The 21,414-nt window shown below is 69.8% G+C and carries 20 protein-coding genes; 5 read left to right on the top strand and 15 right to left on the bottom strand.

The window, feature by feature from the left end; all coding sequences use genetic code 11:
• The first annotated feature begins 181 nt into the window (after positions 1-181).
• Entirely contained in the window at positions 182-1,363 is a 1,182-nt protein-coding gene (locus ABZV58_RS06975; RefSeq protein WP_354999255.1) for an MFS transporter, read from the top strand.
• A gap of 357 nt (positions 1,364-1,720) precedes the next feature.
• Here ABZV58_RS06975 and ABZV58_RS06970 read toward each other — a convergent pair whose 3' ends face one another.
• From ABZV58_RS06970 to serA, 3 genes are all read right to left on the bottom strand, one after another.
• Positions 1,721-2,317: a Uma2 family endonuclease gene (locus ABZV58_RS06970; protein WP_354999254.1), complete on the bottom strand. Its 597-nt coding sequence runs from the start codon at positions 2,315-2,317 to the stop codon at positions 1,721-1,723.
• A gap of 96 nt (positions 2,318-2,413) precedes the next feature.
• The gene (locus ABZV58_RS06965; RefSeq protein WP_354999253.1) at positions 2,414-3,421 is read right to left on the bottom strand and encodes a 3-isopropylmalate dehydrogenase; all 1,008 of its coding nucleotides are present in this window, start codon (positions 3,419-3,421) and stop codon (positions 2,414-2,416) included.
• A gap of 201 nt (positions 3,422-3,622) precedes the next feature.
• The gene (serA, locus tag ABZV58_RS06960; RefSeq protein WP_354999252.1) at positions 3,623-5,221 is read right to left on the bottom strand and encodes a phosphoglycerate dehydrogenase; all 1,599 of its coding nucleotides are present in this window, start codon (positions 5,219-5,221) and stop codon (positions 3,623-3,625) included.
• Positions 5,222-6,641: 1,420 nt separating this feature from the next.
• Here serA and ABZV58_RS06955 point away from each other — a divergent pair.
• A complete protein-coding gene (locus ABZV58_RS06955) occupies positions 6,642-7,451 on the top strand; it encodes a nucleotidyltransferase domain-containing protein (protein WP_354999251.1) in 810 nt (269 codons plus the stop codon).
• A 27-nt stretch (positions 7,452-7,478) separates the two neighbouring features.
• Here ABZV58_RS06955 and ABZV58_RS06950 read toward each other — a convergent pair whose 3' ends face one another.
• The 10 genes from ABZV58_RS06950 to ABZV58_RS06905 all read right to left on the bottom strand — a co-directional run bounded on the left by ABZV58_RS06950 (position 7,479) and on the right by ABZV58_RS06905 (position 16,581).
• Positions 7,479-7,685, bottom strand: coding sequence for a cold-shock protein (locus tag ABZV58_RS06950; RefSeq protein WP_354999250.1), 207 nt, complete (start codon positions 7,683-7,685; stop codon positions 7,479-7,481).
• Between the two features lie 155 nt (positions 7,686-7,840).
• Positions 7,841-8,047, bottom strand: coding sequence for a cold-shock protein (locus tag ABZV58_RS06945; protein ID WP_011210759.1), 207 nt, complete (start codon positions 8,045-8,047; stop codon positions 7,841-7,843).
• 222 nt (positions 8,048-8,269) lie between these two features.
• Positions 8,270-10,114, bottom strand: coding sequence for a 3D-(3,5/4)-trihydroxycyclohexane-1,2-dione acylhydrolase (decyclizing) (gene iolD / locus ABZV58_RS06940; RefSeq protein ID WP_354999249.1), 1,845 nt, complete (start codon positions 10,112-10,114; stop codon positions 8,270-8,272).
• Entirely contained in the window at positions 10,105-10,992 is an 888-nt protein-coding gene (iolB, locus tag ABZV58_RS06935) for a 5-deoxy-glucuronate isomerase (protein WP_354999248.1), read from the bottom strand. Before iolB ends, iolD begins: the two co-directional genes overlap by 10 nt.
• Positions 10,989-11,888 (bottom strand): aldolase, encoded by a 900-nt coding sequence (locus ABZV58_RS06930; RefSeq protein WP_354999835.1) that lies wholly within the window; start codon positions 11,886-11,888, stop codon positions 10,989-10,991. Before ABZV58_RS06930 ends, iolB begins: the two co-directional genes overlap by 4 nt.
• Entirely contained in the window at positions 11,885-12,841 is a 957-nt protein-coding gene (gene iolC, locus ABZV58_RS06925) for a 5-dehydro-2-deoxygluconokinase (protein ID WP_354999247.1), read from the bottom strand. Before iolC ends, ABZV58_RS06930 begins: the two co-directional genes overlap by 4 nt.
• Complete coding sequence (locus ABZV58_RS06920) at positions 12,838-13,617, bottom strand: ATP-binding cassette domain-containing protein (protein WP_354999246.1); 780 nt, start codon at positions 13,615-13,617, stop codon at positions 12,838-12,840. Before ABZV58_RS06920 ends, iolC begins: the two co-directional genes overlap by 4 nt.
• Positions 13,614-14,660 carry an ABC transporter permease gene (locus ABZV58_RS06915; RefSeq protein ID WP_354999245.1) on the bottom strand — a complete coding sequence of 349 codons (1,047 nt, stop codon included), beginning with the start codon at positions 14,658-14,660 and terminating at the stop codon, positions 13,614-13,616. The genes ABZV58_RS06920 and ABZV58_RS06915 overlap by 4 nt, the downstream gene beginning before the upstream one ends.
• Positions 14,661-14,671: 11 nt before the next feature.
• Positions 14,672-15,631 carry a sugar ABC transporter substrate-binding protein gene (locus ABZV58_RS06910; RefSeq protein WP_354999244.1) on the bottom strand — a complete coding sequence of 320 codons (960 nt, stop codon included), beginning with the start codon at positions 15,629-15,631 and terminating at the stop codon, positions 14,672-14,674.
• Between the two features lie 50 nt (positions 15,632-15,681).
• A complete protein-coding gene (locus tag ABZV58_RS06905; RefSeq protein ID WP_354999243.1) occupies positions 15,682-16,581 on the bottom strand; it encodes a TIM barrel protein in 900 nt (299 codons plus the stop codon).
• Between the two features lie 277 nt (positions 16,582-16,858).
• On the opposite strand from ABZV58_RS06905, the gene ABZV58_RS06900 reads away from it, so the two are divergent.
• The 3 genes from ABZV58_RS06900 (at position 16,859) to ABZV58_RS06890 (ending at position 19,350) form a co-directional block, all read left to right on the top strand.
• A complete protein-coding gene (locus ABZV58_RS06900) occupies positions 16,859-17,860 on the top strand; it encodes a LacI family DNA-binding transcriptional regulator (protein ID WP_354999242.1) in 1,002 nt (333 codons plus the stop codon).
• Positions 17,861-17,900: 40 nt separating this feature from the next.
• Positions 17,901-18,914, top strand: coding sequence for a Gfo/Idh/MocA family oxidoreductase (locus tag ABZV58_RS06895; RefSeq protein ID WP_354999241.1), 1,014 nt, complete (start codon positions 17,901-17,903; stop codon positions 18,912-18,914).
• Positions 18,915-19,059: 145 nt separating this feature from the next.
• A complete protein-coding gene (locus ABZV58_RS06890) occupies positions 19,060-19,350 on the top strand; it encodes a hypothetical protein (RefSeq protein WP_354999240.1) in 291 nt (96 codons plus the stop codon).
• A gap of 171 nt (positions 19,351-19,521) precedes the next feature.
• Here the strand turns inward: ABZV58_RS06890 and ABZV58_RS06885 are convergent, their stop codons facing one another.
• Positions 19,522-20,178, bottom strand: coding sequence for a response regulator transcription factor (locus ABZV58_RS06885; protein WP_354999239.1), 657 nt, complete (start codon positions 20,176-20,178; stop codon positions 19,522-19,524).
• Positions 20,175-21,314: a sensor histidine kinase gene (locus ABZV58_RS06880; RefSeq protein ID WP_354999238.1), complete on the bottom strand. Its 1,140-nt coding sequence runs from the start codon at positions 21,312-21,314 to the stop codon at positions 20,175-20,177. Before ABZV58_RS06880 ends, ABZV58_RS06885 begins: the two co-directional genes overlap by 4 nt.
• Between the last annotated feature and the right edge of the window lie 100 nt (positions 21,315-21,414).

Raw genomic sequence — 21,414 nt, 5'->3', positions numbered from 1 at the left:
CGAAGTCTATCGACCGGCATCGACCTGCCCGAACGCACCCGACCGAGCGGTCCGATCGGCGCGGCGGCGGGCCCCGGAATGCCGTCCGGCGAGAAATCGGGTCGCGCACGGGTGTAGCGTGAGCATCGGTGTTCACTCAGTGAGACCTGAGTTCCATATTATGAGATTCGAGGTGTGGCCCATGGCGACCGTGACAGAAGTACGCGCGGGACGACGGTGGTCCATGCTCGGTCTCGGCGTCTTCGCGCAGGCCGCCAGCGCGGTGTTCGTGCACGGGACCCCGTTCCTGCTGCCCGCGCTCACCGCGCGCGGAATGTCTTTGCCCGCCGCGGGTCTGCTGGTGGCGATGCCCACCGTCGGGTTGGTGTGCACGCTGATCGCGTGGGGTTACGTGGTGGACCGGATCGGTGAGCGGAAAGTGTTGGTCGGTGGGCCGCTGGTGATGTTCGCCGCGGGCGCCGCGGCGGCGGTCACCACCAACGACATCGCGCTCGGTGCGCTGCTGTTCCTCGGCGGAGCGGGTGCGGCCAGCACCAACGGCGCCAGCGGTCGCGTCATCGTCGGCTGGTTCCCGCCGGAGCGGCGGGGGCTGGCGATGGGCATCCGGCAGACCGCGCAACCCCTGGGTGTCGGCGTCGGCGCGCTCGCCGTGCCCGCGGTCGCTGCGACGCAAGGCATTTCGACCGCGATCCTGGTGCCGGCGATCATGGCGGGCCTCGCCGCGGCGGGCTGCTACCTGGGCATCGTGGATCCGCCGCGCCCGGAGGGCAAGGGCGTCGACCGGGCCAATCCGTATCGCGGCGACACCACCCTGTGGCGCATCCACGCCGTGTCCGTGCTGCTGTGTGTGCCGCAGGGCGTGGTGTGGACCTTCGCGCTGCTGTGGCTGCACCGCGACATCGGCTGGTCGCTGCCCGCCGCGGGGGCACTGGTGACCGTGACCCAAATCCTCGGTGCGTTCGGCCGAATCGGTGCGGGCGCGTGGTCGGATCGGATCGGCAGTCGGCTCGGTCCGCTGCGGACGGTGGCCATCGCCGCCGTGTTGTCCATGGCCGCACTGGGTCTGACCGCGTGGACGCAGTGGTGGTGGGCCGCCATCCCGCTGCTGATCGCCGCCTCGGTGATCACGGTGTCCGACAACGGTCTCGCCTTCACGGCCGTCGCCGAGATCGCGGGACCATACTGGAGCGGGCGCGGACTCGGCATCCAGAACACCGGCCAGAACCTCGCGATCGCCGCCATCCCACCGGTTTTCGGCGCTCTGATCACCGTCGGCGGTTTCCCCGCCGCCTACTTGGCCGCCGCAGCCCTGGCCACCGCCGCCATCCCGCTGGTCCCCACCGACAGCCGCACCCCGCGCTGATCGGCTGCTTCCGGGGGGCGTCCCCGTCGGCAACGACCGGGACGCCCTCCGCACCGCGCGGTGGCCCTCGACTGACAGGGTCACGCGGACACATACCGAATCCCGCTGCGACGCACCGACCTCGCGCACACGCGGTAGCCGATCATCGATGCCAACCATGGCCCTCTTCGCGAGACTGTCCCGCCCGCGCTCTGCGGGGCGCGGCCTCCCCTGCGAACGGCCGACCGAAATCCGCCGCGCCGAAGCACATCGCACGCCTCGACGGCATTCTCCGTACCTATGACGGGCTCGATTGGAGTGCGCGCCGGGTCGGACCGAAGAACGGCTCGAGCGTAAACCGCTGCGGGCGAACGCTACTCACACCTCGAGCAACGCCGCCGGGTCCACCTCGACGCGAAAGTGGTTGTGGTGGCCGATGTTCGCGCGCAGTGTCGAACCGGGGCCGACGGGCGGGTCGGCGCGGTAGATATCGCCGTCGAGGACGAGTGGGTGGATGCGCACGTGCGGATGGTGTTCGACGATCCAGTACTGCCGGATGCCGACGGCCGCGTATTCCCTGACCTTTCGCACCCGGTCGGTGCGCTCGCTGCCGGTCCCCGGCGCGATCACCTCCACGGCCAGCTGCACCTCGGAGCCGGGCAGCAACCGCGGCGGGTCGGCGACGATGGCGGAGCGCACCACTTCGCGTGGCACCACGACGATGTCGGGTTTCCGGATACCGCCCGGCGTGCTCACTTCCCAACCACCGCCGAGGCAGACGTGCACCTCGACGTCGGCGGCGACGTCGAGGAAACGCGCCAGCCGCTGCGCCACGTGATTGTGCCGAGCGCCGCGGTCGACCTCGACGAGCCAGCCGTCCTCCAGCTCGAAACTCTTGCCATTCGGCAGCGCGTGCAGGTCCCGAATCGTGTAGGGACCCGGCTCCGGCTTACGGCTCGTCCGTCGCTTGGCCACCTGGTCTCCCTGTTCCGCACTCGACCCGAGGGTAACCGGTTCGAGCGCGACGAATCCCCGCGCCACGGGCGGGCGCGGGGATCCGCGGTCGATCGCTCAGACCGAAGCGGCGATGCGGTCGCCGACCTCGACGGTGGACGACGCGCCGGACCGCGCGGCCAGGTCCTTGGCGACGGCGGCCTCGATGCGGGCGGCGGCCTCGGCGTTGCCGAGGTGCTCGAGCAGCAGCGCGACCGACAGAATCGCGGCGGTCGGGTCGGCCTTCGACTGGCCCGCGATGTCGGGGGCGCTGCCGTGCACCGGCTCGAACATGCTCGGGTTGGTGCCCGAGGCGTCGATGTTGCCGCTGGCCGCCAGGCCGATACCGCCGCTGACCGCGGCCGCGAGATCGGTGATGATGTCGCCGAACAGGTTGTCGGTGACGATCACGTCGAAGCGGCCGGGATCGTTGACCATGTGGATGGTCGCCGCGTCGATGTGCTGGTAGGCGGTGGTGACCTCGGGGAACTCCGCGGCGACCTCGTCGACGGTGCGCTGCCACAGCGACCCGGCGAAGGTCAGCACGTTGTTCTTGTGCACAAGGGTGAGGTGCTTGCGGCGCGCCTGCGCCTTGGCGAAGGCGTAGCGGACGACGCGCTCGATGCCGAAACGGGTGTTGGTGCTCACCTCGGTGGCGACCTCGTGCGGCGTCTCGACGCGGATCGCGCCGCCGGTGCCGGTGTACGGCCCCTCGGTGCCTTCGCGCACCACGACGAAGTCGATGTCGGGGTTGCCCGCCAGCGGGCTGGTGACGCCGGGGAACAGCTTCGAGGGGCGCAGGTTCACGTGGTGGTCCAGCGCGAATCGGGTGCGCAGCAGCAGGCCGCGCTCGAGCACGCCGCTGGGCACCGACGGGTCGCCGATGGCGCCGAGCAGAATGGCGTCGTGCTGCTTCAGCTCGGGCAGCACCGACTCGGGCAGGATCTCGCCGGTCGCGTGGTAGCGCTTCGCGCCGAGGTCGTACTCGGTCTTCTCGACGCCGGGCACGACGACGTCCAGCACCTTGAGCGCCTCGGCGATGACCTCGGGCCCGATACCGTCACCGGGGATGACAGCAAGCTTCATGACAACTCCGTTCATTTTCGACCGGACCTGGCCGGACGCTCGGCGAGCAACGCCACGGTACTAGGCGACTCGCCGCATCCGGCCACCCGGGCGGGACGCTCGCGACCTCCCGGCACACCGCCGGGAACATGCCGCGCGCCGCCACCCTGCGGTGACGGCGCGCGGCACGGTTCTCGCTCGGCGCTCGGCGCGCCGAACGGATCAGAACAGGTCGACCAGCGCGATCTTGGCGGCGCCGACCGACTCGGCGATCGCGGCCTGCACGTCGGCGGGCACTTCCTTGTTCACGCGGAGGACGACGGTCGCGCCTTCCTTGTCCACGTCCTGGCTCAGCTGCGCGGCCAGGATGTCGATGTCGGCCTCGCCGAGCTTGGTGCCGATCTTGCCCAGCGCGCCCGGCCGGTCCTCGTAGTTGAGGATCGCCAGGTTCAGGCCCTCGGCCCGCATGTCGTAGTTGCGGCCGTTGATGTTGACGATCTTCTGCACCTGCTGCGGCTCGGTCAGCGTGCCCGCGACGTTCAGCGTGCGGCCGTCGCCGAACACGGCGCGCAGGTCGACGACGCTGCGGTGGCTCGGGCTCTCCGGCGCGGTGGTGACCTGCGCGGTGATACCACGCTCCTTGGCCAGCGCGGGCGCGTTGACGAAGGTGACCTGGTCCTCGACCAGCGCCGAGAAGATGCCGCGCAGCGCCGAGAGCTCCAGCACCGCGACGTCCTCGGAGGCGAGCTCGCCGCGCACCTGCACCTCGATGCTGACGGGCAGCTCGTCGGACAGCTTGCCGACCAGGGCGCCCTGCTTGCGCACGATCTCCAGCCACGGGGCGACCTCTTCGCCGACCGCGCCGCCGGTGACGTTCACGGCGCCAGGCACGAACTCGCCCGCCAGGGCCAGCAGCACCGACTTCGCGACATCGGTGCCCGCACGGTCCTGCGCCTCGGAGGTGGACGCGCCCAGGTGCGGGGTGACGACGACCTGCGGCAGCTCGAACAGCGGGCTGTCGGTGCACGGCTCGGTCTCGAACACGTCCAGACCGGCGGCGCGCACGTGGCCCGACTTGATGGCGTCGGCCAGCGCGGCCTCGTCGATCAGGCCGCCGCGCGCGGCGTTGACGATGATGACGCCCGGCTTGGTGAGGGCGAGCTTCTCCTTGCTCAGCAGGCCCTTTGTTTCCGGGGTCTTGGGCAGGTGCACCGAGATCAGGTCGGCGCGCTGCAGCAGCTCGTCCAGGGTGACCAGCTCGATGCCGAGCTGGGCGGCGCGCGCCGGGGAGACGTAGGGGTCGTAGGCGATGAGCTTGGTCTCGAACGCGGCGAGGCGCGCGGCGAACAGCTGGCCGATGCGGCCGAGGCCGACGACGCCGACGGTCTTGCCGAAGATCTCGACACCGTTGAACTTGCTGCGCTTCCAGGTGCGCTCGCGCAGGGTCGCGTCGGCGGCGGGGACCTGGCGGGCGGCGGCGAGCAGCAGGGTGACCGCGTGCTCGGCGGCGGTGTGGATGTTGGAGGTCGGCGCGTTGACGACCATGACGCCGCGCTCGGTGGCCGCGGGCACGTCGACGTTGTCGAGGCCGACGCCGGCGCGGGCGACGATCTTCAGGTTCTTGCCTGCCTCGAGCACCTCGGCGTCGACGGTGGTGGCGGAACGCACGAGCAGCGCGTCGGCCTCCGGAACCGCGGCGAGCAGGGCCGGGCGGTCGGGGCCGTCGACCCAGCGAACCTCGACACCGTCACCGAGCGCGTCGACGGTCGACTGGGCGAGCTTGTCGGCGATCAGAACAACAGGACGGCCTGCTTGGCTCACTGTGGGGTACTCCTGGGGAAATGGGGGTCGGCAGTTACCGCCGACAAGCTTAGTGGTCGGCATTTCGTCCGGCTGTACCACCCGGTAGGCGGCTGCCGTCAGTGTGTGAGGTGGGCGGACGACCGAAAGCGAATGGCGTTCTGCCGTAAGGCCACCGGGTCCACGTCGATGTCAGCGACGGTCCGGCGCATGCGCGCTGCCCGAAAGCAGCGGTCGTGTCCGAAACGCTCGGAGAAGACGGGAAGACCCCGCACCGAGGGGGTGCGGGGTCTTCCACGGTCGTGCCGATCGGACGGCACGGACCCGATCGAGTCGCTCGATCGCGGAGTCGAATCAGCGGCCGCCGAAGGATCCCGTCCACAGGGTGTTCAGCACACCGTTCAGCGCGGCGCCGAGGGTGTCGAACAGGCCGTTGATGGCGGCGCTACCGGTGTCGATGATAACGGGGATCATAAGAATTCCTCTTCCTCGAAATTATCCAGTCGAACTGGCTGACACACGGCACATCGGCGGCGATGCGAATGCGGTTACGAAATTCTGGGAAATTGTGACGCGCACTACATTCAAATCTCCAATGCGGTGCAGGTCACCGAACATCCCATGAATTCACCCTCAAAAATCGGCCTTTACCTGCATGTTTGCAGGGTTCGAACGCTGGTCGACTGTCCAGATCATTCGCGTGCGCAGCATTTGCCGATTCATGAGAGGACTCTGAGGAATCGCCGGAGAAACTCTGAGAACGACAACTTCCGCGCGCTTGCCTATTAGCCCGCGGGACACGCTGCGAACATGAACCCGCCCTGGAAACCAGGGGCATACCAATGCCGGTGTTTTTCTGGACGAAGCCAGTTGGGTTATTGACAGGCAATTCGTCGTATATCTCGCAGTGGCAGCCGAGAACACCGTTTCGCGGTCGACACCGAGCGCCACAGCAACCTGCGCCCGGGTCGCCGCCGTCAGCGCGACCGCTACTCGCCGCGGGGCTCGGCCGGTTCGACCGCGTGCGGTGTTGCCCGCACCGCGTGGTGCTGCTGCTCGGCAACCTGAGCATCGCGCTGGCGCCGAACTGCGGCGCGCTGCTCGCCCGGCACATACCGATCGGCATCGGAGTGGGCACGGTGCGGGCGATCACCGCCGGGGTCGCGACGCGCCTGGCACCCGCCCGTGCGGCCGCTTGGGCCACCTCGGTGGTGCTCAGCGGTGTGCGGCGGCCTCGACAGTGCGGCCGTGGCGCTGGCGGTCGCCGCACTGCGGACCGTCGCGACCGGATCGGGACGTGTCGACGTCGAGGCCGCCTGTGGGGACGTGGCGACACACCCGCGCTTGCGTCGGTGTCCGGATCGACAGTTGATGGCACGCACCACGTTTCGGCCCGAAAAATGAGCTGAAGCGCGGACACCCTCGCACCTACGATCGAGGCATGTCGTTGCGCGCTGTTCCGGAGTCGATGGATCCGACCGTGGTCGGGTCCGTCGACGCCGAGCTGGACCGGATCGAGCGCGAGCATCGCGTGCGGGTGCCGCTGGCCATCGAAAGCGGTAGCCGCGCTTGGGGTTTCCCGTCGCCGGACTCCGACTACGACTGCCGCTTCGTGTACGTGGCGCCGTTGGACACCTATCTGTCGCCGTGGCGGACGCGCGATGTGATCGAGACGCCGCTCGTGGGCTTGCTCGACGTCAACGGCTGGGAGCTGGGTAAAGCGTTGCGGTTGCTGGTCAAAGGCAACGCGGTGCTGATCGAGTGGCTGATGTCGCCGATCGTGTACCGCGGCGACGCGGGATTCCGCGCCGAGCTGCGGGCGCTGGCCGAGCAGGTCGCCGCCCGCGATCAAGTGGCGCGGCACTACCTGCACCTCGGCGCTCGGCAGTGGGAACTGTTCGACCGCAACCGATCACTGAAGAAGGTCTTCTACGCGCTGCGTCCCGCGATGGCGCTGCGGTGGCTGCGCGAGCATCCCGAAGCGGCGGTGGCGCCAATGCATCTGCCGACGCTGCTCGCGCAGTGCGAGCTGCCCGCCGACCTGGTCACGGCCGTGGCCGAGCTGACCGAACTCAAGTCGCGGACAAGGGAAATGGGCAGCGGAGCCGTGCCCGCGCCGATCGCCGACTTCATCGTGGGCGAATTCGGCAGTGCCACGGACTCTTTCCCACGCTCCGGCGAACGGGACCTGGGACGGGCACGGGACCTCACCGCGCGGTTCTTCCGCGCGCAGGCGCTGTCCGCCCGGTAGCGGCTGCCGGGCGGTGCGGGGATACACCTACTCGACGACTCGCACGCCGATCGCCTCCGGCCCCGACTTGCTTTGGCGCAGCTCGAACTCCACCCGCTGCCCGGCCGTCAAGGATCGGAACCCGGAACCCTGGAGATCCAGGTAGTCCACGAACACGTCCTTGCCACCACCGTCTTGGGCGATGAAACCGAAACCCTTTTCGGTGTCGAACCACATCACTGTGCCCTGAGCCATACGCCGCACCTTCTCCGAACGCGCAGAACCGGGGAAGGGTACAACGCCGGGTGCCGCTCGGTCCATCGTGCGACGGTTCGGGCGGGTCTCACCCAGCCCGAAACGACGAGAGGCCCCGCACCGTAATGGTGCGGAGCCTCGAAGTGCGTGTCGAATCAGGCGACGACGCGGACGTCCTGAGCCTGCGGACCCTTCTGTCCCTGGCCGATCTCGAACTCCACGCGCTGCCCCTCATCGAGGGACCGGAAACCCGAACCGCTCACAGCCGAGTAGTGCACGAAGACGTCGGGACCGCCGCCGTCCTGGGCAATGAAGCCGAAGCCCTTCTCGCTGTTGAACCACTTAACAATGCCTTGAGCCATTTCATACTTTCTGTTGACGAGCCAGGGACTTGCATAGACACCCCGGTCTCGTAGATCCACAATGCCATCATCCGACGAATTTCTCCACATTCGGCCCCATCCACTGTGAGCTATTCAACGCTCACGGGGGTCTGTGTCTCTCACCTCGCATCCGGGACCGGGTGTCGACCGCCCAGCGAACAGGCCTGTACACCGACGTACACGACCGACCTTACGTGCGAGTCATCGCCCTCGCACGTAGCGCAGCTGCGCGGGCTTGTTCGCATCGTAGTCGCCGCGGCCAGAAAGGTATTGCGGCACACCGACTTCCCACCATGCACCGGCCTCGGTCCAGTCGGCGGCCCGAGTCTTCACCACGACGACCGCGGGACGGGATGTCGCGACGGCGGTAGCCCGCGCTTGTCGATAGACATTTCGAAACTGGTCGGTATCTGTCGCAGTGAACACCGAGCAACCCAGCGCGGAGGCGTGCGCCACGAAATCCACTCGCGGCGGGTCGACGAGGGTGGTGCGGCAGTCCGCGTACTGATTGTTGAACGCCGCACCGCCCTGCCCCTCCTGCAAGCGCGCGATCACCGCGTAGCCGTCGTTGTCGCACATCACGGCGACGAACGGGTGCCCGGCGAAGGCCGCCGAGAACAGTTCCGAATTCAGCATCAGATAGGAGCCGTCGCCGAGCAAGGTGGTGACCAGACCGTGCTCGCGCGCCATGGCCGCACCCCACGCCCCCGCGAGTTCGTAACCCATACAGGAGAATCCGTACTCCACGTCCATGCTCGGCGTCCCTCCGGCGGCCCGCCAGCCGCCGATCAGCTCGCCGGGCAGCCCGCCCGACGCCGTCATGACGTAGTCCTCCGGCGTCGCGAGCTCGTTGACGATGCCGACCACCTGGGCGTAGCTGGGCGTGCCCGGTGTCGGGGCGCGCAGCTTGTCGATCCGGGCATCCCAGGTCTCCCGCAGCGGCGCGGCGCGGCCGGTCCAGTCCGCAGGGGCGATCCATCCGGACAGGTGTTCGGCCAGTTCAGAGAGGGTGGCTGCCGCATCGCCGACGACCGGCAGCGCGCCGTGCTTGACGGCGTCGAAGCGGGCCGCGTTGACGGTGACCAGGCGAAGGTCGGGCGCGAAGACCGTCCACGAGGCCGTCGTGAAGTCCTGCAGTCGGGTGCCGACGGCGAGCACCAGGTCCGCGTCCGCGGCGAGCGCGTTCGCCGACGCCGAGCCGGTGATGCCGAGCGGGCCCGCGTGCAGCGGGTGATCGTGGGGCACCAGCGTGCGGCCCGCGGTGGTCTCGGTGATCGGAATGCCGTGCCGCTCCGCGAATTCCACCGCGATCGGGCCTGCGCCCGAGTAGCGCACGCCGCCGCCGAGCACCAGTAGCGGTCGCCGCGCGGCGCGGATGGCCGCGGCGGCCTCGGTCAGCGCCCGCAGGTCGGGGCGAGGCCGCGGCACGCGGTGCAGCACCGGAGTGAACAGCGCGTCCGGGAAGTCGAAGGTCTCGGCCTGCACGTCCTGGGGCAGTGCCAGGGTGACCGGTCCGGCGTCGGCTGGATCGGTCAGCACGCGGGCCACCTGCGGCAGCGTCGCGATGAGCTGTTCGGGTTCGGTGATCCGGTCGAAGTAGCGGCTCACCGCCCGGAACGCGTCGTTCACCGTCGCGGTCGCGTCCCCGAAGTGTTCGACCTGTTGCAGCACCGGATCGGGGGCGCGTCCGGTGAAGGTGTCGCCGGGGAGCAGCAGCAGCGGCAGCCGGTTGGCGTGCGCGACGCCCGCCGCGGTCACCATGTTCAGCGCGCCGGGCCCGATGGAGGACGTGGCGACGCCGACTTGGCGCCGGTGTGTTGCCTTGGCGTAGCCGACGGCCGCCAGTGCCATCCCCTGCTCGGTGTGCCCGCGCCAGACGGGCAGCTCGTCGCGGCGTTCGTGCAACGCCGTGCCGAGGCCGAGCACGTTCCCGTGCCCGAAGATCGCGAAGACGGCTGGGAACAGCGGCACGTCCGCGCCGTCCAGCGTCTCGGAGCGCTGCGCGACCAACCAGGACACCAGGGCCTGCGCGGTGGTCAGTTCCATGACAACCGTCCTTCCGGGCCGGTGACCGGGCAGCGCGGGTCGGCCTGCTCCCCCGCCCAGCCGTCCCGCACCCAGGCGTGCGCCGGATCGTCGCAGAAGGCCATCGACCGTTCGGGCGCCGGACCGGCCAGCACGTTGAGGTAGTACATCGGGTAGCCGGGCGCGGCGACGCACGGACCGTGGTAACCGCGCGGCACCAGGAAGACGTCGCCGTCGCGGACCGCCACGTTCTCGTCCACCTCGGCGGTATAAGTGCGGTGCAGGCCGAAGCCCTCGCGGGACGGGGTGACGCCGTCGCGGCCCGCGATGCGGAAGTAGTAGATCTCCTCGTTGACCACCTCGCACGCGCTCGCCTCGTCGTGCTTGTGCGGCGGGTACGACGACCAGTTGCCGTCCGGCGTGATCAGCTCGCAGGCGTTGAGCTTGTCCGCGTGCCCCCAGACGCCGGGCACGCCGAAGTTGTTGACCTGCCGCGTCGCCCGGCCCGCGCCCCGCACCTCGACCGGAACCTCCTCGGCGGGACCGTATTTCGGCGACAGCCGCCGCGCGCATCTGGCCATCGGCATGGCGAGCACCGCGCCGTCGGCGCTGGACAACGCGACGTCGGCGTCGCGCGGTACGTACGCGAAATCGGTCACCCGGGTGAAAACCGAGTCGCGCCCGCGTAATTCGAGGACGTGCGCGTCGGCCCGGACGACGCAGGAGCCGGACAGCGGCAGCACGAACGCCTCGTACTCGCCGGTGGCCAGGGTTCTGGTCTCGCCCGGCGCGAGTTCGACTACGCGCAGGCCGGTGTAGCGCCATCCGGCGTCCTCGGCGGTGAGCCGGACCGGGTCTCGGCCGTCGGCCAGTGTCCCGGCCGGACGATGCAGTGTCATCGGGACTCCTTCAGCATCCGCGCCGCCGCGTCGACGGCGGCGGCGACATCGCCGTCCGGTGGATAGAGCAGGGTGCGCCCCACCACCAGGCCGCGCACCACGTCGTGGTGCAGCGCGCCGCCCCACGCGGCCAGGTCCGCGGCCGGGTCACCCGAGGGCACTCCGCCGAGCACGACAACCGGCAGCGTCGTCGCGTCCAGCACCGAACTATCCTCGGGGGCAGGAATTTTCAGCCAGGTGTAGGCCGAGGTGACCCCGAGGCCGGAGGCGACGGTGATGGCCCGCGCGAGCGCGGGCGCGTCCTTGCTCATCACCAGCGCGCCGGACGCGTCGCGGTGGTAAGGAAGCGGTTCCACCATCGCCATCAGACCGTGCGCGGCGAGCTCGGACACCGCCTGCGCGCAAGCGTGCAGGGTGGGCACCGTGCCCGGATCCGAATCGACCAGCCGGAGAAGCATTTTGCCGCCGTCGAGGCGGTAGCGGACCAGTGCGTCGGCGTCGTAGCCGGTGAACCGGTCGTCGATCTCCCACTCGGCGCCCGCCAAGCCGCCGCGGTTCATCGAGCCGATCACCACCTTGTCGTCCAGCGCGTCGAGCAACAGCAGCTCCTCGACCACGTCCGGCGATCCCAGCACACCGTCCACCGCCGGATCGGCCAGCGCGATCAGCAACCGTTCCAGCAGGGTGCGCCGGTCGGCCATCGCGGTGCGGTCCGATCCGACGCCGAGGGCGCCGCGCGCGGGATGGTCGGCGGCCACCAGGAACAGCGTCTCGCGCTCCGACAGCAGGGCGGATCGTCGAATTCTCTTGGCGTAGGCCCGTTCGACGGCCGCCGGGTCCGTCGCGCGAATTCGCAGCAGTTCGGCCCAGCGGTCGTCGGTCAGGTACGGGTTCATCGGCACAGCAACTCCTCGATCTCCGCGGCCGTCGGCATGGCGTCCGCGCAGGCCAGCCGGGACGCGACCAGCGCGCCCGCCGCGTTGGCGTAGACGCCGATGCGGTGCGGGTCCCAGTCGGCGAGCAGCCCGTGGATCAGCGCGCCGCCGAAGCCGTCGCCCGCGCCGAGCCCGCACACCACCGCCACCCGGCACGGCGGCACGGTCCAGCGCTCGTCGGCGGTGGCCACGAGGACGCCCTCGGCGCCGCGCTTGATCACCGCGAGCCGGATGCCGCGCGCCAGCAGCCGATCGGCCGCCGCATCGGGATCGGTCGTGCCGATCCCGATGCCGACCTCGGTGCGGTTGCCCACGACGACGTTCACGTGGTCGAGCATCCAGCCGATCTCGGCGCGCGCGGTCGCCTCGTCCGACCAGAACATCGAGCGATAGTCCAGGTCGAGGACCGTGTGCCCGCGCCGGGCGCGCCGCTCCAGGATCGCGCGCTGGGTGCCGCGCGCGGGTTCGGCGCTGACGCCGGTGCCGGTGACCCACAGCAGCGGCACGGCGTCGACGAGATCCCACGGCACGTCCTCGGGTGTGAGGGTGAGGTCCGGCGCGATCGGTGCGCGGTAGAAGAGCAGCGGCGGATCGGCGGGCGGGTTCAGCTCGCAGAAGACCACCGGCGTCAGCAGATTCGGCGCGGTGCCGACGTAGTCCGCCGCGACACCGAACTCGGTGAGCGCCGCGCGCACGTACGCGCCGAAGCCGTCCGGGCCGACTTTGGTGAGCACCGCCGAGCGACGGCCGAGGCGCGCGGCGGCCACCGCGACGTTGGTCGCCGTGCCACCCAACGATTTCGCGAAGGACCGCACCTCGGCGAGCGGGACGCCGCCCTGCTCCGGATACAGGTCGACGCCGACGCGGCCGATGGTCAGCGCCTCGATCGTGCCCGCCCCCGCGGACCCGGTCACGAGCCGATCACCCGCGCCAATTCATGTTGTAGCGCGTCCAATTCGGCTCCGCCCGCCATCTGCCTGGTCAGCTCGGGCAGGTCGATCTCGGACTTCTCGTAGGCGCCGAGCACCGCGCCGCGCTCGAGCAGCAGGAAGCGGTCGCCGACGGGGTAGGCATGGTGCGGATTGTGCGTGATGAGGACGACGCCGAGTCCGCGCTCGCGCGCCTGTACCACGTACTTCAGCACCACCCCTGCCTGTTTCACACCCAACGCGGCGGTCGGCTCGTCGAGGATCAGCACCTTGGCACCGCGATGCACCGCCCTGGCGATCGCGACACACTGCCGCTGTCCGCCGGACAGGGTGCCGACCGGCTGCTCCATGTCCTCGATCTCGATACCCATGTCGGCCAGTGCCTTCCGGGCGATCTCGCGCCCGGCCTTCCGATCGAGTAGCCGGAATGGCCCGGTCGTGGGCTCGAATCCGAGCACGAAGTTGCGCCAGACACTCATCAACGGCACCACCGCGAGATCCTGGTACACGGTCGCGATGCCGCGATCCAATGCCGCACGCGGCGAATCGAATCGGACTCGCTCGCCCTCGACGCGCAAGTCGCCTCTGTCGTGCCGGTGCACCCCGGCGAGGATCTTGATCAGCGTGGATTTGCCCGCGCCGTTGTCGCCGAGCACACAGGTGACCTCGCCCGCCCGCACCACCGTCGACACGTCACGCAGCGCGACGACGCCGCCGTAGCTCTTACCGATGCCGATCGTCTCGATCAGGGGGGCGGTCATCGGCGCACCCTTTCCGCTCGCTTCTGGAATCGGTTGTTCACCAGCACCGCGGCCAGCAGCAGGACCCCGAGGAACAGCATGAACCAGTCGCTGTCCCAGCGTGCGAACACGATGCCCTGGCGGGCCATGCCGAAGATGAGCGCGCCGATGGCCGCGCCGATCGCCGAGCCGAAGCCGCCGGTGAGCAGGCAGCCGCCGACCACGGCAGCGATGATGTAGTGCAGCTCGAGCCCCACGCCCTGGTTGGCCTGCACACTGGCGAATCGCAGGATGTTGCAGGAGCCGACCACCCAGCCCGCGAACGCGGTCCCCATGAACAGCAGGATCTTGGTCCGGTCCGCCGGAACACCCACCGCCCGCGCGCTGGACAGCGAGCCGCCGACCGCGAAGATCCAATTGCCGAACTTGGTGCGCACCAGGATGATCGAGGCGATCGCCGTGAGCACGATCCACCACACCACCGAGGCCTGGATGCGCGCGTCGCCGATGTTCAGCGTGGCCGCGAACACCCAGCCCGCCGACTCGTAGCCTTCCGCGGCCCGCACGCCCGACACCTGCACCGTGTCGGTGACCAAACGGGTGACGCCGAGGTTGAGACCTTGCAGCGCAAGGAAAGTGCCGAGGGTGACGATGAAACTCGGTAACCCCGTGCGCATCACGACCCAGCCGTTGAACGCGCCGACGGTCAGCGCGAACACCAGCGAGGCCAGCAGCGCGAACCAGACGTTCCACCCCGCGTGCACCGCGAGCAGTGCTGTAACGAGTGCGGTCGAGGCGGTCATCACGCCCGCCGACAGGTCGAATTCGCCGCCGATCATCAGCAGCGCCACCGCGACCGCCATGATGCCGAGCGTGGAGGCGTCGTCCAACCAGGTCGCGATCCCGAGCGGACTGAGGAAGCGATCGGTGACGAGCGAGAAGAAGACGAACACCAGCAGCGCGCCGAGGGCGGCTCCGATCTCCGGTCGCACCGCCAGGCGCTGGAGCAGGCTCGGTCCTTCGGTGCTTGGCGTGACCTCGGTGCGTTCGGTCGTCGTGGTCATGTTCGTGGTCCTCACCGGGTGCCCTGGGCGACGAGCGTGGCGACGGCCTCGACGTTGTCGGCGTCCACGAAGCCGGGGCCCGTCTGCACCGGCGCGCCGCCGCCGACCGTGTTCAGATTCGCGCGGTACAGCTCGAGCAGCACGATCGGCAGGTAGCCCTGTTCGTACTGCTGCTGATCGACCGCGAACAGCAGCGCGCCCGCCCGGATGGCCTCGACCACGTCGGTGTTCAGGTCGAAGGTCGCCACCGTGGCGGCGGATCGCGATTCGCGCACCGCGTCCACGGCGCGGGCGGCGACCTGGGAGTTCAGCGTCAGCACGGCATCGATCGAGCGATCGGCCTCCAGCGCGCCTTTGATCCGGGATTGGGCGTCGGTGGGGTTGTTGATGTCCACCTGGAGTGTCGTGCCGTTGCCGAAGGCACGGGTCGCGCCGTCGCAGCGCTGGTTGGCGCCGATATTGCCCGCCTCGTGGATGACGCACAGCAGCTTCTCGCGTCCGGCGTCGGCGAGCCGCCTGCCCGCCGCCTGGCCCGCGAGGCCCTCGCTCTGCCCGACGTGCGCGAACGCGCCGTACTTCGCGCTCTCGCTTTCCCCCGAATTGATGGTGACGACCGGGATTCCGGCCGAGACCGCGCGCTCCACCGAGGGCCGCAGCGCCTCCGGGTTGGCCATCGAGACCACCAGACCGTCCACGCCCTGCGCCACCGCGTTGTCGATCAGCTTCGCCTGCTGGCCGGGATCTCCGGAGGAGTTGTATTCCACGGCGACGCCGAGTTCCTTGCCCGCGGCTTCCGCGCCGTTCTTGACGACGTTCCAGAAGGCGTCGCCCGCGCTGCCGTGGGTGACCACCGCGACCGACTCCAATTCGCCTGCGGCGACGCGTGTTCGGGTGGGGCCTGCGACATCGGCACCCGGGCCGCTACAGGCGGCCAGTGCGGCGACGGCCGCCAGCGAAACGGCGGCGCGCAACGAGAATCCATGGGTAACAGCGACTTTTCGTCCGAACATCTGACGCGCCCCTACCGTCGCGACGCCGATGCGAGGCTCAGATCGGCAAGGTAGCGCAGACTGTGTCGCGCGTCGCGGCTCGCCGAGGTCACGGGATCGGTCGAGCGCAGCGCCGTGTCCTGCTCGATGACGTACCAACCGCGATAGCCCGCCGCGCGGACCGCGCGCACGAGTGCCGCGATATCGATGTCGCCCTCGCCGAGCGGCGCGTAGAGCCCCCGTCGCACCGCCTCGCTGTATTCGATTGCGCCGCTGCGCACTTCGGCGGCTTGTTCGGCGCGCACGTCTTTGAGGTGGACGTGTCCGATGCGGTGCGGGTACCGGCGGGCCAGGTCGACGGGGTCGGTTCCGCCGAGCAGCAGATGGCCTGTGTCGAGGCAGAGATCGAGGTCGGAGTCCGCGAGGAACCGTTCGACCTCGGCCTCGGTCTCCACGTGCGTGCCGACGTGCGGGTGCAGCGCGGTGCGCAGACCGTGCGCCGCCGCGAGGTCGCGGACGGCCGCGGCGGTGTCCAGCAGGGTTCGCCACTCGGTGGAGTCGAGTTCGGGGCGCGCGTCGTAGCCGTCCAAGCCCGTGGCGGCGGCCAGCACCAGGACCTCCGCCCCGGTGGCGGCGAACAGCGTAGCGGCCCGTCGCGCGGCGGCCAGCGCATCCTCCGGTGCACGGTGCAGCGGCAGCGCGAGGAACCCCCCGACCGCTCGGATGCCGAAGCCGTCGAGCAATGCGCGCAGCACCGCCGGGTCGTCCGGGAGGTAGCCGGGTGGGCCCAGTTCGGTCGCGGTGATGCCGAGCCGCGCCATCTCGGCCAGCACTGCCTCCGCCTCGAGCACGTGGCCCCAGCCGGGGACTTCGCACACGCCCCAGGAGATCGGCGCGGCCGCGATGCGCAGCGGGTAGAGAGGTTCGTTCATCGTCTCTCCGACCTTCGAGGTGAACAGGTGCCCTCGCTTTGGAGCGCTCCAACTATGTAACGCAGGCCACATCGTGTCAAGGGGTGCGACTCCCGCGCGTTTCCTGGCCTCGACCTCGTATTTCTTTGCCCGGCACGGCAAAAGCGCGCGGAGCGACCGCCTGGCAATGTCCGATTAGAGCGCTCTATTGCTGGCGCGGAGGAGCCCGTGTAACGTCCGATCCGGCAGCCGACGGCGAGTTCGGCGAGCCGACCCTGGAACGGCGGAGGGAGGCGAGATGGCGCGACCGACGATGGAGGACGTCGCCGCCCGGGCGGGCGTCTCTCGTGCGCTGGTCTCCCTCGTCATGCGGGATTCGCCCAAGGTCAGCGCGCACCGGCGCCGCGCCGTGCTGGAGGCCGCGCGCGAGCTGGGCTATCAGCCGCACATCATGGCCAGATCGCTGGCCAGCCGGACCTCCAATATCGTGGGCGTCCTCGTCTCGGATCTGCGCAACACCTTCTTCGCCGACGTGGTGGAGGGAATGGACGCCGCCGCGCAGCGGTCCGGGCTCGAACTGATCCTGAACACCGGCCGCCGCAGCGCCGCCCGCGAGCGCACCGCGCTGGAGAGCCTGCTGTCGTTCCGGCCCGGCGGGATCATCCTGCTCTCGCCCGTCCTGCCCGCCGCGGCGATTCGCCAAGCGGCGCAGCAGGTTCCGGTCGTGCTGGTCTCGCGCGGCTCCACGATCGCGGGCGTCGACACCGTCAACGATGACGGCGAGCTGGGTGCGGCACTGGCCGTCGATCATCTGGTCTCGTTGGGCCACAGTCGAATCGTGCACCTCGACGGCGGCGCCGCGTTCTCCGCGGCCGCCCGTCGCCGCGGCTACCGCACCGCGATGGCGCGACACGGCCTGGAACCGATGGTGATCTCCAGCGAGCACACCGACTCGGCGGGCATCGCCGGGGTGCGCAAGTTGCTGAAGATCTTCTCCCCCGGCGACTTTCCCACCGCGCTGGTGTGCGGCAACGACTTCAACGCGGTCGGCGCCATGTCGGCGCTCGAGGAAGCCGGACTGCGCGTGCCGGACGACGTCTCGGTCGTCGGCTACGACAACACCTCGCTCGCCGCGCTGCGCCACATCGCGCTCACCACCATCGACCAGCCGCGCGTCCGTATCGGGGAGCTGGCCGTGGAAGCGCTCGCCGAACGTCTGCGCGGCGAGCGCACCGACCCCGTCCGCCGCAGACTCGAACCCGAGCTCGTCGTCCGCGGCACCACCGCCGCGCTCCGCTGAAACGCCAGGCACGCAATCGTTTTCCTACCGAGGAGGATCGATGAGCAGCACCGTCACATTAGGCCTCGCGGGCGTCGGCCGCATAGGCACGGCGCACGCCGAAACCCTGCACGGACTCCCGGGTGTCGATCGCGTTGTCGTCGCCGACATCGACACCACCCGCGCGCACGCCGCCGCGGCCAAACTCGGCGTCGAGGCCGTTGGGGATATCGAGTCGCTCCTCGCCTCCGACCTCACCGGGCTCGTCATCGCCACCGCGACCGACTCCCACCCCGCCCTGATCGAAGCCGCCGTCGACCGCGGCATCCCGGTCTTCTGCGAAAAGCCGGTCGCCGCCGACATCGACGGCACGCTAGCCGTGCTGGACCGTGTGCGCGCCAGCGCCGTTCCCGTGCAAATCGGCTTCCAACGACGCTTCGACGCAGGCTACCGCGCCGCCCGGGCAGCAGTCGCCAGCGGCGAACTCGGCTGGCTGCACACCCTGCGGGCCACCACGCTGGACCCGGCGCCGCCGCCCGCCGACTACATCCCGCGCTCCGGCGGCCTGTTCCGCGATTGCGGCGTCCACGATTTCGACATCATCCGCTGGGTCACCGGCCGCGAAGTCACCGAGGTCTATGCCCGCGGCGCGAACCGCGGCGACGAGTTCATCACCGCCGCAGGCGATATCGACACCGCCGCCGCCGTACTCACCGTCGACGACGGCACCCTCGCGACCGTCAACCTCGGCCGCTACAACGGCGCGGGCTACGACGTCCGCCTCGAGGTGCTCGGCTCCCGAGGCAACGCCATCGTCGGCCTCGACGACCGCGCCCCGCTCCACTCCGTCGAACCCGACCACCCCGCCTCCCCCTACCCCGCCTACCCCGGCTTCATGGAGCGATTCCGCCGCGCCTACACCGAGGAACTCACCACCTTCGTCGCCGTCGCCACCGGAACCACGCCCAGCCCGTGCACAGGGGCCGACGCCCTCGAAGCCTTCTACATCGCGGAAGCCTGCGAACTCTCCCGCGCCGAGCGCCGCCCGGTCACACTCACCGAAGTACGCCGCTGAGCCCGCTGCCCATTACGAACGGAGACCTCCACCCCCAGGCACACGACCGATACGTCAGCCGAATATGTCGGACCCCACCGCCAAACTGGTGCCACCAGGACAACCGCCCGCCGCCCACCGGCGGGCCCGGAACACCGGGGGTCCCATGCTCGACGTCGCGCTCACCACCGTCTCCATCACCTGCATCGCCACCGCCCTCCTCACCCTCACCGCAGGCGGCATCACCGACTCCCTCGCCACCCGCGCCATCAAATCCTCCGAATCCTGCTTCATCGGCGACACCATGCCCACCGACAAGTTCTTCGAGAACCGCCAGAGGCATGAGCGGCTGCGCCGAATCACGGTGCGGTTGATGACGAGTGGGTTGGTGACGTTGATTGTCGGGATCGCAGTGCTGGGGTTGGCGGCCTGGCAGTTCAAACACCCGGCGCGTTGACGAGCCTCACGTCCCTGTCCACTTCCCGCATGACGGCGACCGCTGCTACAGGACCTCGAACGCGAAAACTTCACCCTGAAAAGGCTTCTCGCCGAACCCGAACAACCACGACCGGCCGCACTCATAGCTGGGCTACCGAACCGCACGGGCCTACGCTGCGATCTGTACCCACTAATCGGCTCTCACGCGTCTGGTGTCGTATGCCCACATCGCGATCTCGACGCGGTTGCGGGCGCCGAGCTTGGTCATCAACGATGCGACGTGGGTCTTGACCGTGCTCAGGCCGACGAAGAGTTCGGCGGCGATCTCGGCGTTGGTCCGGCCCCGTGCCACCAGCGCGAGCACCTCCTTCTCGCGCTCGGTGAGCGGGTCGATGGGCTGAACCGGTGCCACCGGCGCCTGGTCGGCGAAGGTCGCCAGCAGCCGACGGGTGACGTTGGGCGCGATCAGCGCGTCCCCCTTGGCCGCCGCGTGGATAGCCTGCACGAGGAGCTCCGGCCCGGCGTCTTTGAGTAGGAAGCCGCTGGCGCCGGCGCGTAGGGCACCGAGGACGTACTCATCGAGGTCGAAGGTGGTGATCACGACGACCGCCATCGGGTCGGTCACGCCTGGCCCGGCCAGGCGCCGCGTCACCTCGACGCCGTCGAGCCCGGGCATCCGGATGTCGACGAGGAGGACATCGGGACGCAGCCGGGTCGCCAGGTCGAGCGCTGCGAGCCCGTCTGCTGCCTGCCCCACGACCTCGAGGTCGGGTTGCGCGCCGAGGATCATCACCAGCCCGGTCCGGACCAAGTCCTGGTCGTCGGCTACGACAACACGGATGCTCATGCCAGAGTCTCCACCGGCAGCACGGCCTCGACCACCCAGCCACCCTCGGGCCTCGGCCCCGCGGAGAGCGATCCGCCGAGGAGCTGGGCGCGTTCGGTCATGCCCAGCAGGCCGAACCCGGGCTCCGGGGCTGGCCCCGGCTCGGTCTGTCCATCGTCGCTGACACGCAGCCTGACGGCGTCGCCCTCCCGGCGTACGTCGATCCCGACGCGGGTCGCGCTCCGGGCGTGCCGTACTGCGTTGGTCAGCGACTCCTGCGCGAGCCGGTAGAGCGCGGCATCCACGGGTCGTGCCAGCCGGGTCAACGAACCGTCCAGCGAGACCTCGACGGTGGGCGTCGCGTCGGCGCGCGCCAGAGCAGGCAGGTCCGCGACACCCAGCTGCGGTGAGTAGGCGACGGCTTCCTCCTCACGCAGCAGCCGCACCATGGATCTCATCTCCGCCAGGGTTCGCGACGCTTCGGACTCGATCGCGGCCAGGATCTCGGCAGCTTTCTCAGGCTCGGTGCCGGCAACCACGCCACCGGCCTGCGCCTGCACCGCGATGGCCGAGACGTGGTGGGCCACGGTGTCGTGCAGCTCGCGAGCCAGCCCCACCCGCTCCCGATTGCGGATCTCGCGCTGTTGGCGATGCCAGAGGTCCGCGCGGTAGCGGAACACCGCCGCGAGGGCGACGAACAACAGCAACAGGACGCTCCCGCCGAAAACGTCGGCCCAGCCCGCGGAGGAGACGTACATCCCCAGCGCGACGACGACCGTCACGAACGCCGTCCCCAAGACCATCTCCCGGCCCGAGCCCCACCGCACCAGGGAGTAGAGCAGGATCAGGACGGCCATCATGGAGTAGAGGCCGATGTCCCCGGCGTGGGCAGTCAGCTGGAGGACCGAGAGCAGCCCCGCGACACCCCATCCGACCAGGGCGGCCAGCAGGGGGCGACCCCGCCGCCAGAGCAGGGCAGGCATCAGCGCCAGGGCGAGCACCATCACAAGGGGTCGCCAGGCCAAGTCCGGCCGAGCGATGCCCTCGACCAAGGCGGCGGCCGCGAACACCCCCACCAGCAGCCAGTCGAGCCGACCGATGGGTGGGGAGTCAGCAGGCCGCGGCTCATGCCAGATGGGGCGCCGGAAAGTGACCACGGCTCCAGCCTAGGGATCGGCGCGCCTCGGCGTACCCGCCGAAAGTACGAGAGAGAGACCATGCCGTCGGCCAGGCGAACTCCAGTCTCCGGGCCGAGGC

The organism is Nocardia sp. NPDC004654 (genome assembly GCF_040609595.1).
Classification (GTDB): Bacteria; Actinomycetota; Actinomycetes; order Mycobacteriales; family Mycobacteriaceae; genus Nocardia.
The sequence above is the reverse complement of the archived record's forward strand: the minus strand, read 5'-3'. Positions and strand labels throughout refer to the sequence as shown.

Excerpts from the sequence above, each read along its gene's own strand:
- ABZV58_RS06975 (WP_354999255.1), top strand. The coding sequence starts at position 182 with ATGGCGACCGTGACAGAAGTACGCGCGGGACGACGGTGGTCCATGCTC.
- ABZV58_RS06965 (WP_354999253.1), bottom strand. The coding sequence starts at position 3,421 with ATGAAGCTTGCTGTCATCCCCGGTGACGGTATCGGGCCCGAGGTCATC.
- ABZV58_RS06955 (WP_354999251.1), top strand. The coding sequence starts at position 6,642 with ATGTCGTTGCGCGCTGTTCCGGAGTCGATGGATCCGACCGTGGTCGGG.
- ABZV58_RS06950 (WP_354999250.1), bottom strand. The coding sequence starts at position 7,685 with ATGGCTCAGGGCACAGTGATGTGGTTCGACACCGAAAAGGGTTTCGGT.
- ABZV58_RS06945 (WP_011210759.1), bottom strand. The coding sequence starts at position 8,047 with ATGGCTCAAGGCATTGTTAAGTGGTTCAACAGCGAGAAGGGCTTCGGC.
- iolD (WP_354999249.1), bottom strand. The coding sequence starts at position 10,114 with ATGGAACTGACCACCGCGCAGGCCCTGGTGTCCTGGTTGGTCGCGCAG.
- iolB (WP_354999248.1), bottom strand. The coding sequence starts at position 10,992 with ATGACACTGCATCGTCCGGCCGGGACACTGGCCGACGGCCGAGACCCG.
- ABZV58_RS06930 (WP_354999835.1), bottom strand. The coding sequence starts at position 11,888 with ATGAACCCGTACCTGACCGACGACCGCTGGGCCGAACTGCTGCGAATT.
- ABZV58_RS06920 (WP_354999246.1), bottom strand. The coding sequence starts at position 13,617 with ATGACCGCCCCCCTGATCGAGACGATCGGCATCGGTAAGAGCTACGGC.
- ABZV58_RS06915 (WP_354999245.1), bottom strand. The coding sequence starts at position 14,660 with ATGACCACGACGACCGAACGCACCGAGGTCACGCCAAGCACCGAAGGA.
- ABZV58_RS06905 (WP_354999243.1), bottom strand. The coding sequence starts at position 16,581 with ATGAACGAACCTCTCTACCCGCTGCGCATCGCGGCCGCGCCGATCTCC.
- ABZV58_RS06900 (WP_354999242.1), top strand. The coding sequence starts at position 16,859 with ATGGCGCGACCGACGATGGAGGACGTCGCCGCCCGGGCGGGCGTCTCT.
- ABZV58_RS06895 (WP_354999241.1), top strand. The coding sequence starts at position 17,901 with ATGAGCAGCACCGTCACATTAGGCCTCGCGGGCGTCGGCCGCATAGGC.
- ABZV58_RS06890 (WP_354999240.1), top strand. The coding sequence starts at position 19,060 with ATGCTCGACGTCGCGCTCACCACCGTCTCCATCACCTGCATCGCCACC.
- ABZV58_RS06885 (WP_354999239.1), bottom strand. The coding sequence starts at position 20,178 with ATGAGCATCCGTGTTGTCGTAGCCGACGACCAGGACTTGGTCCGGACC.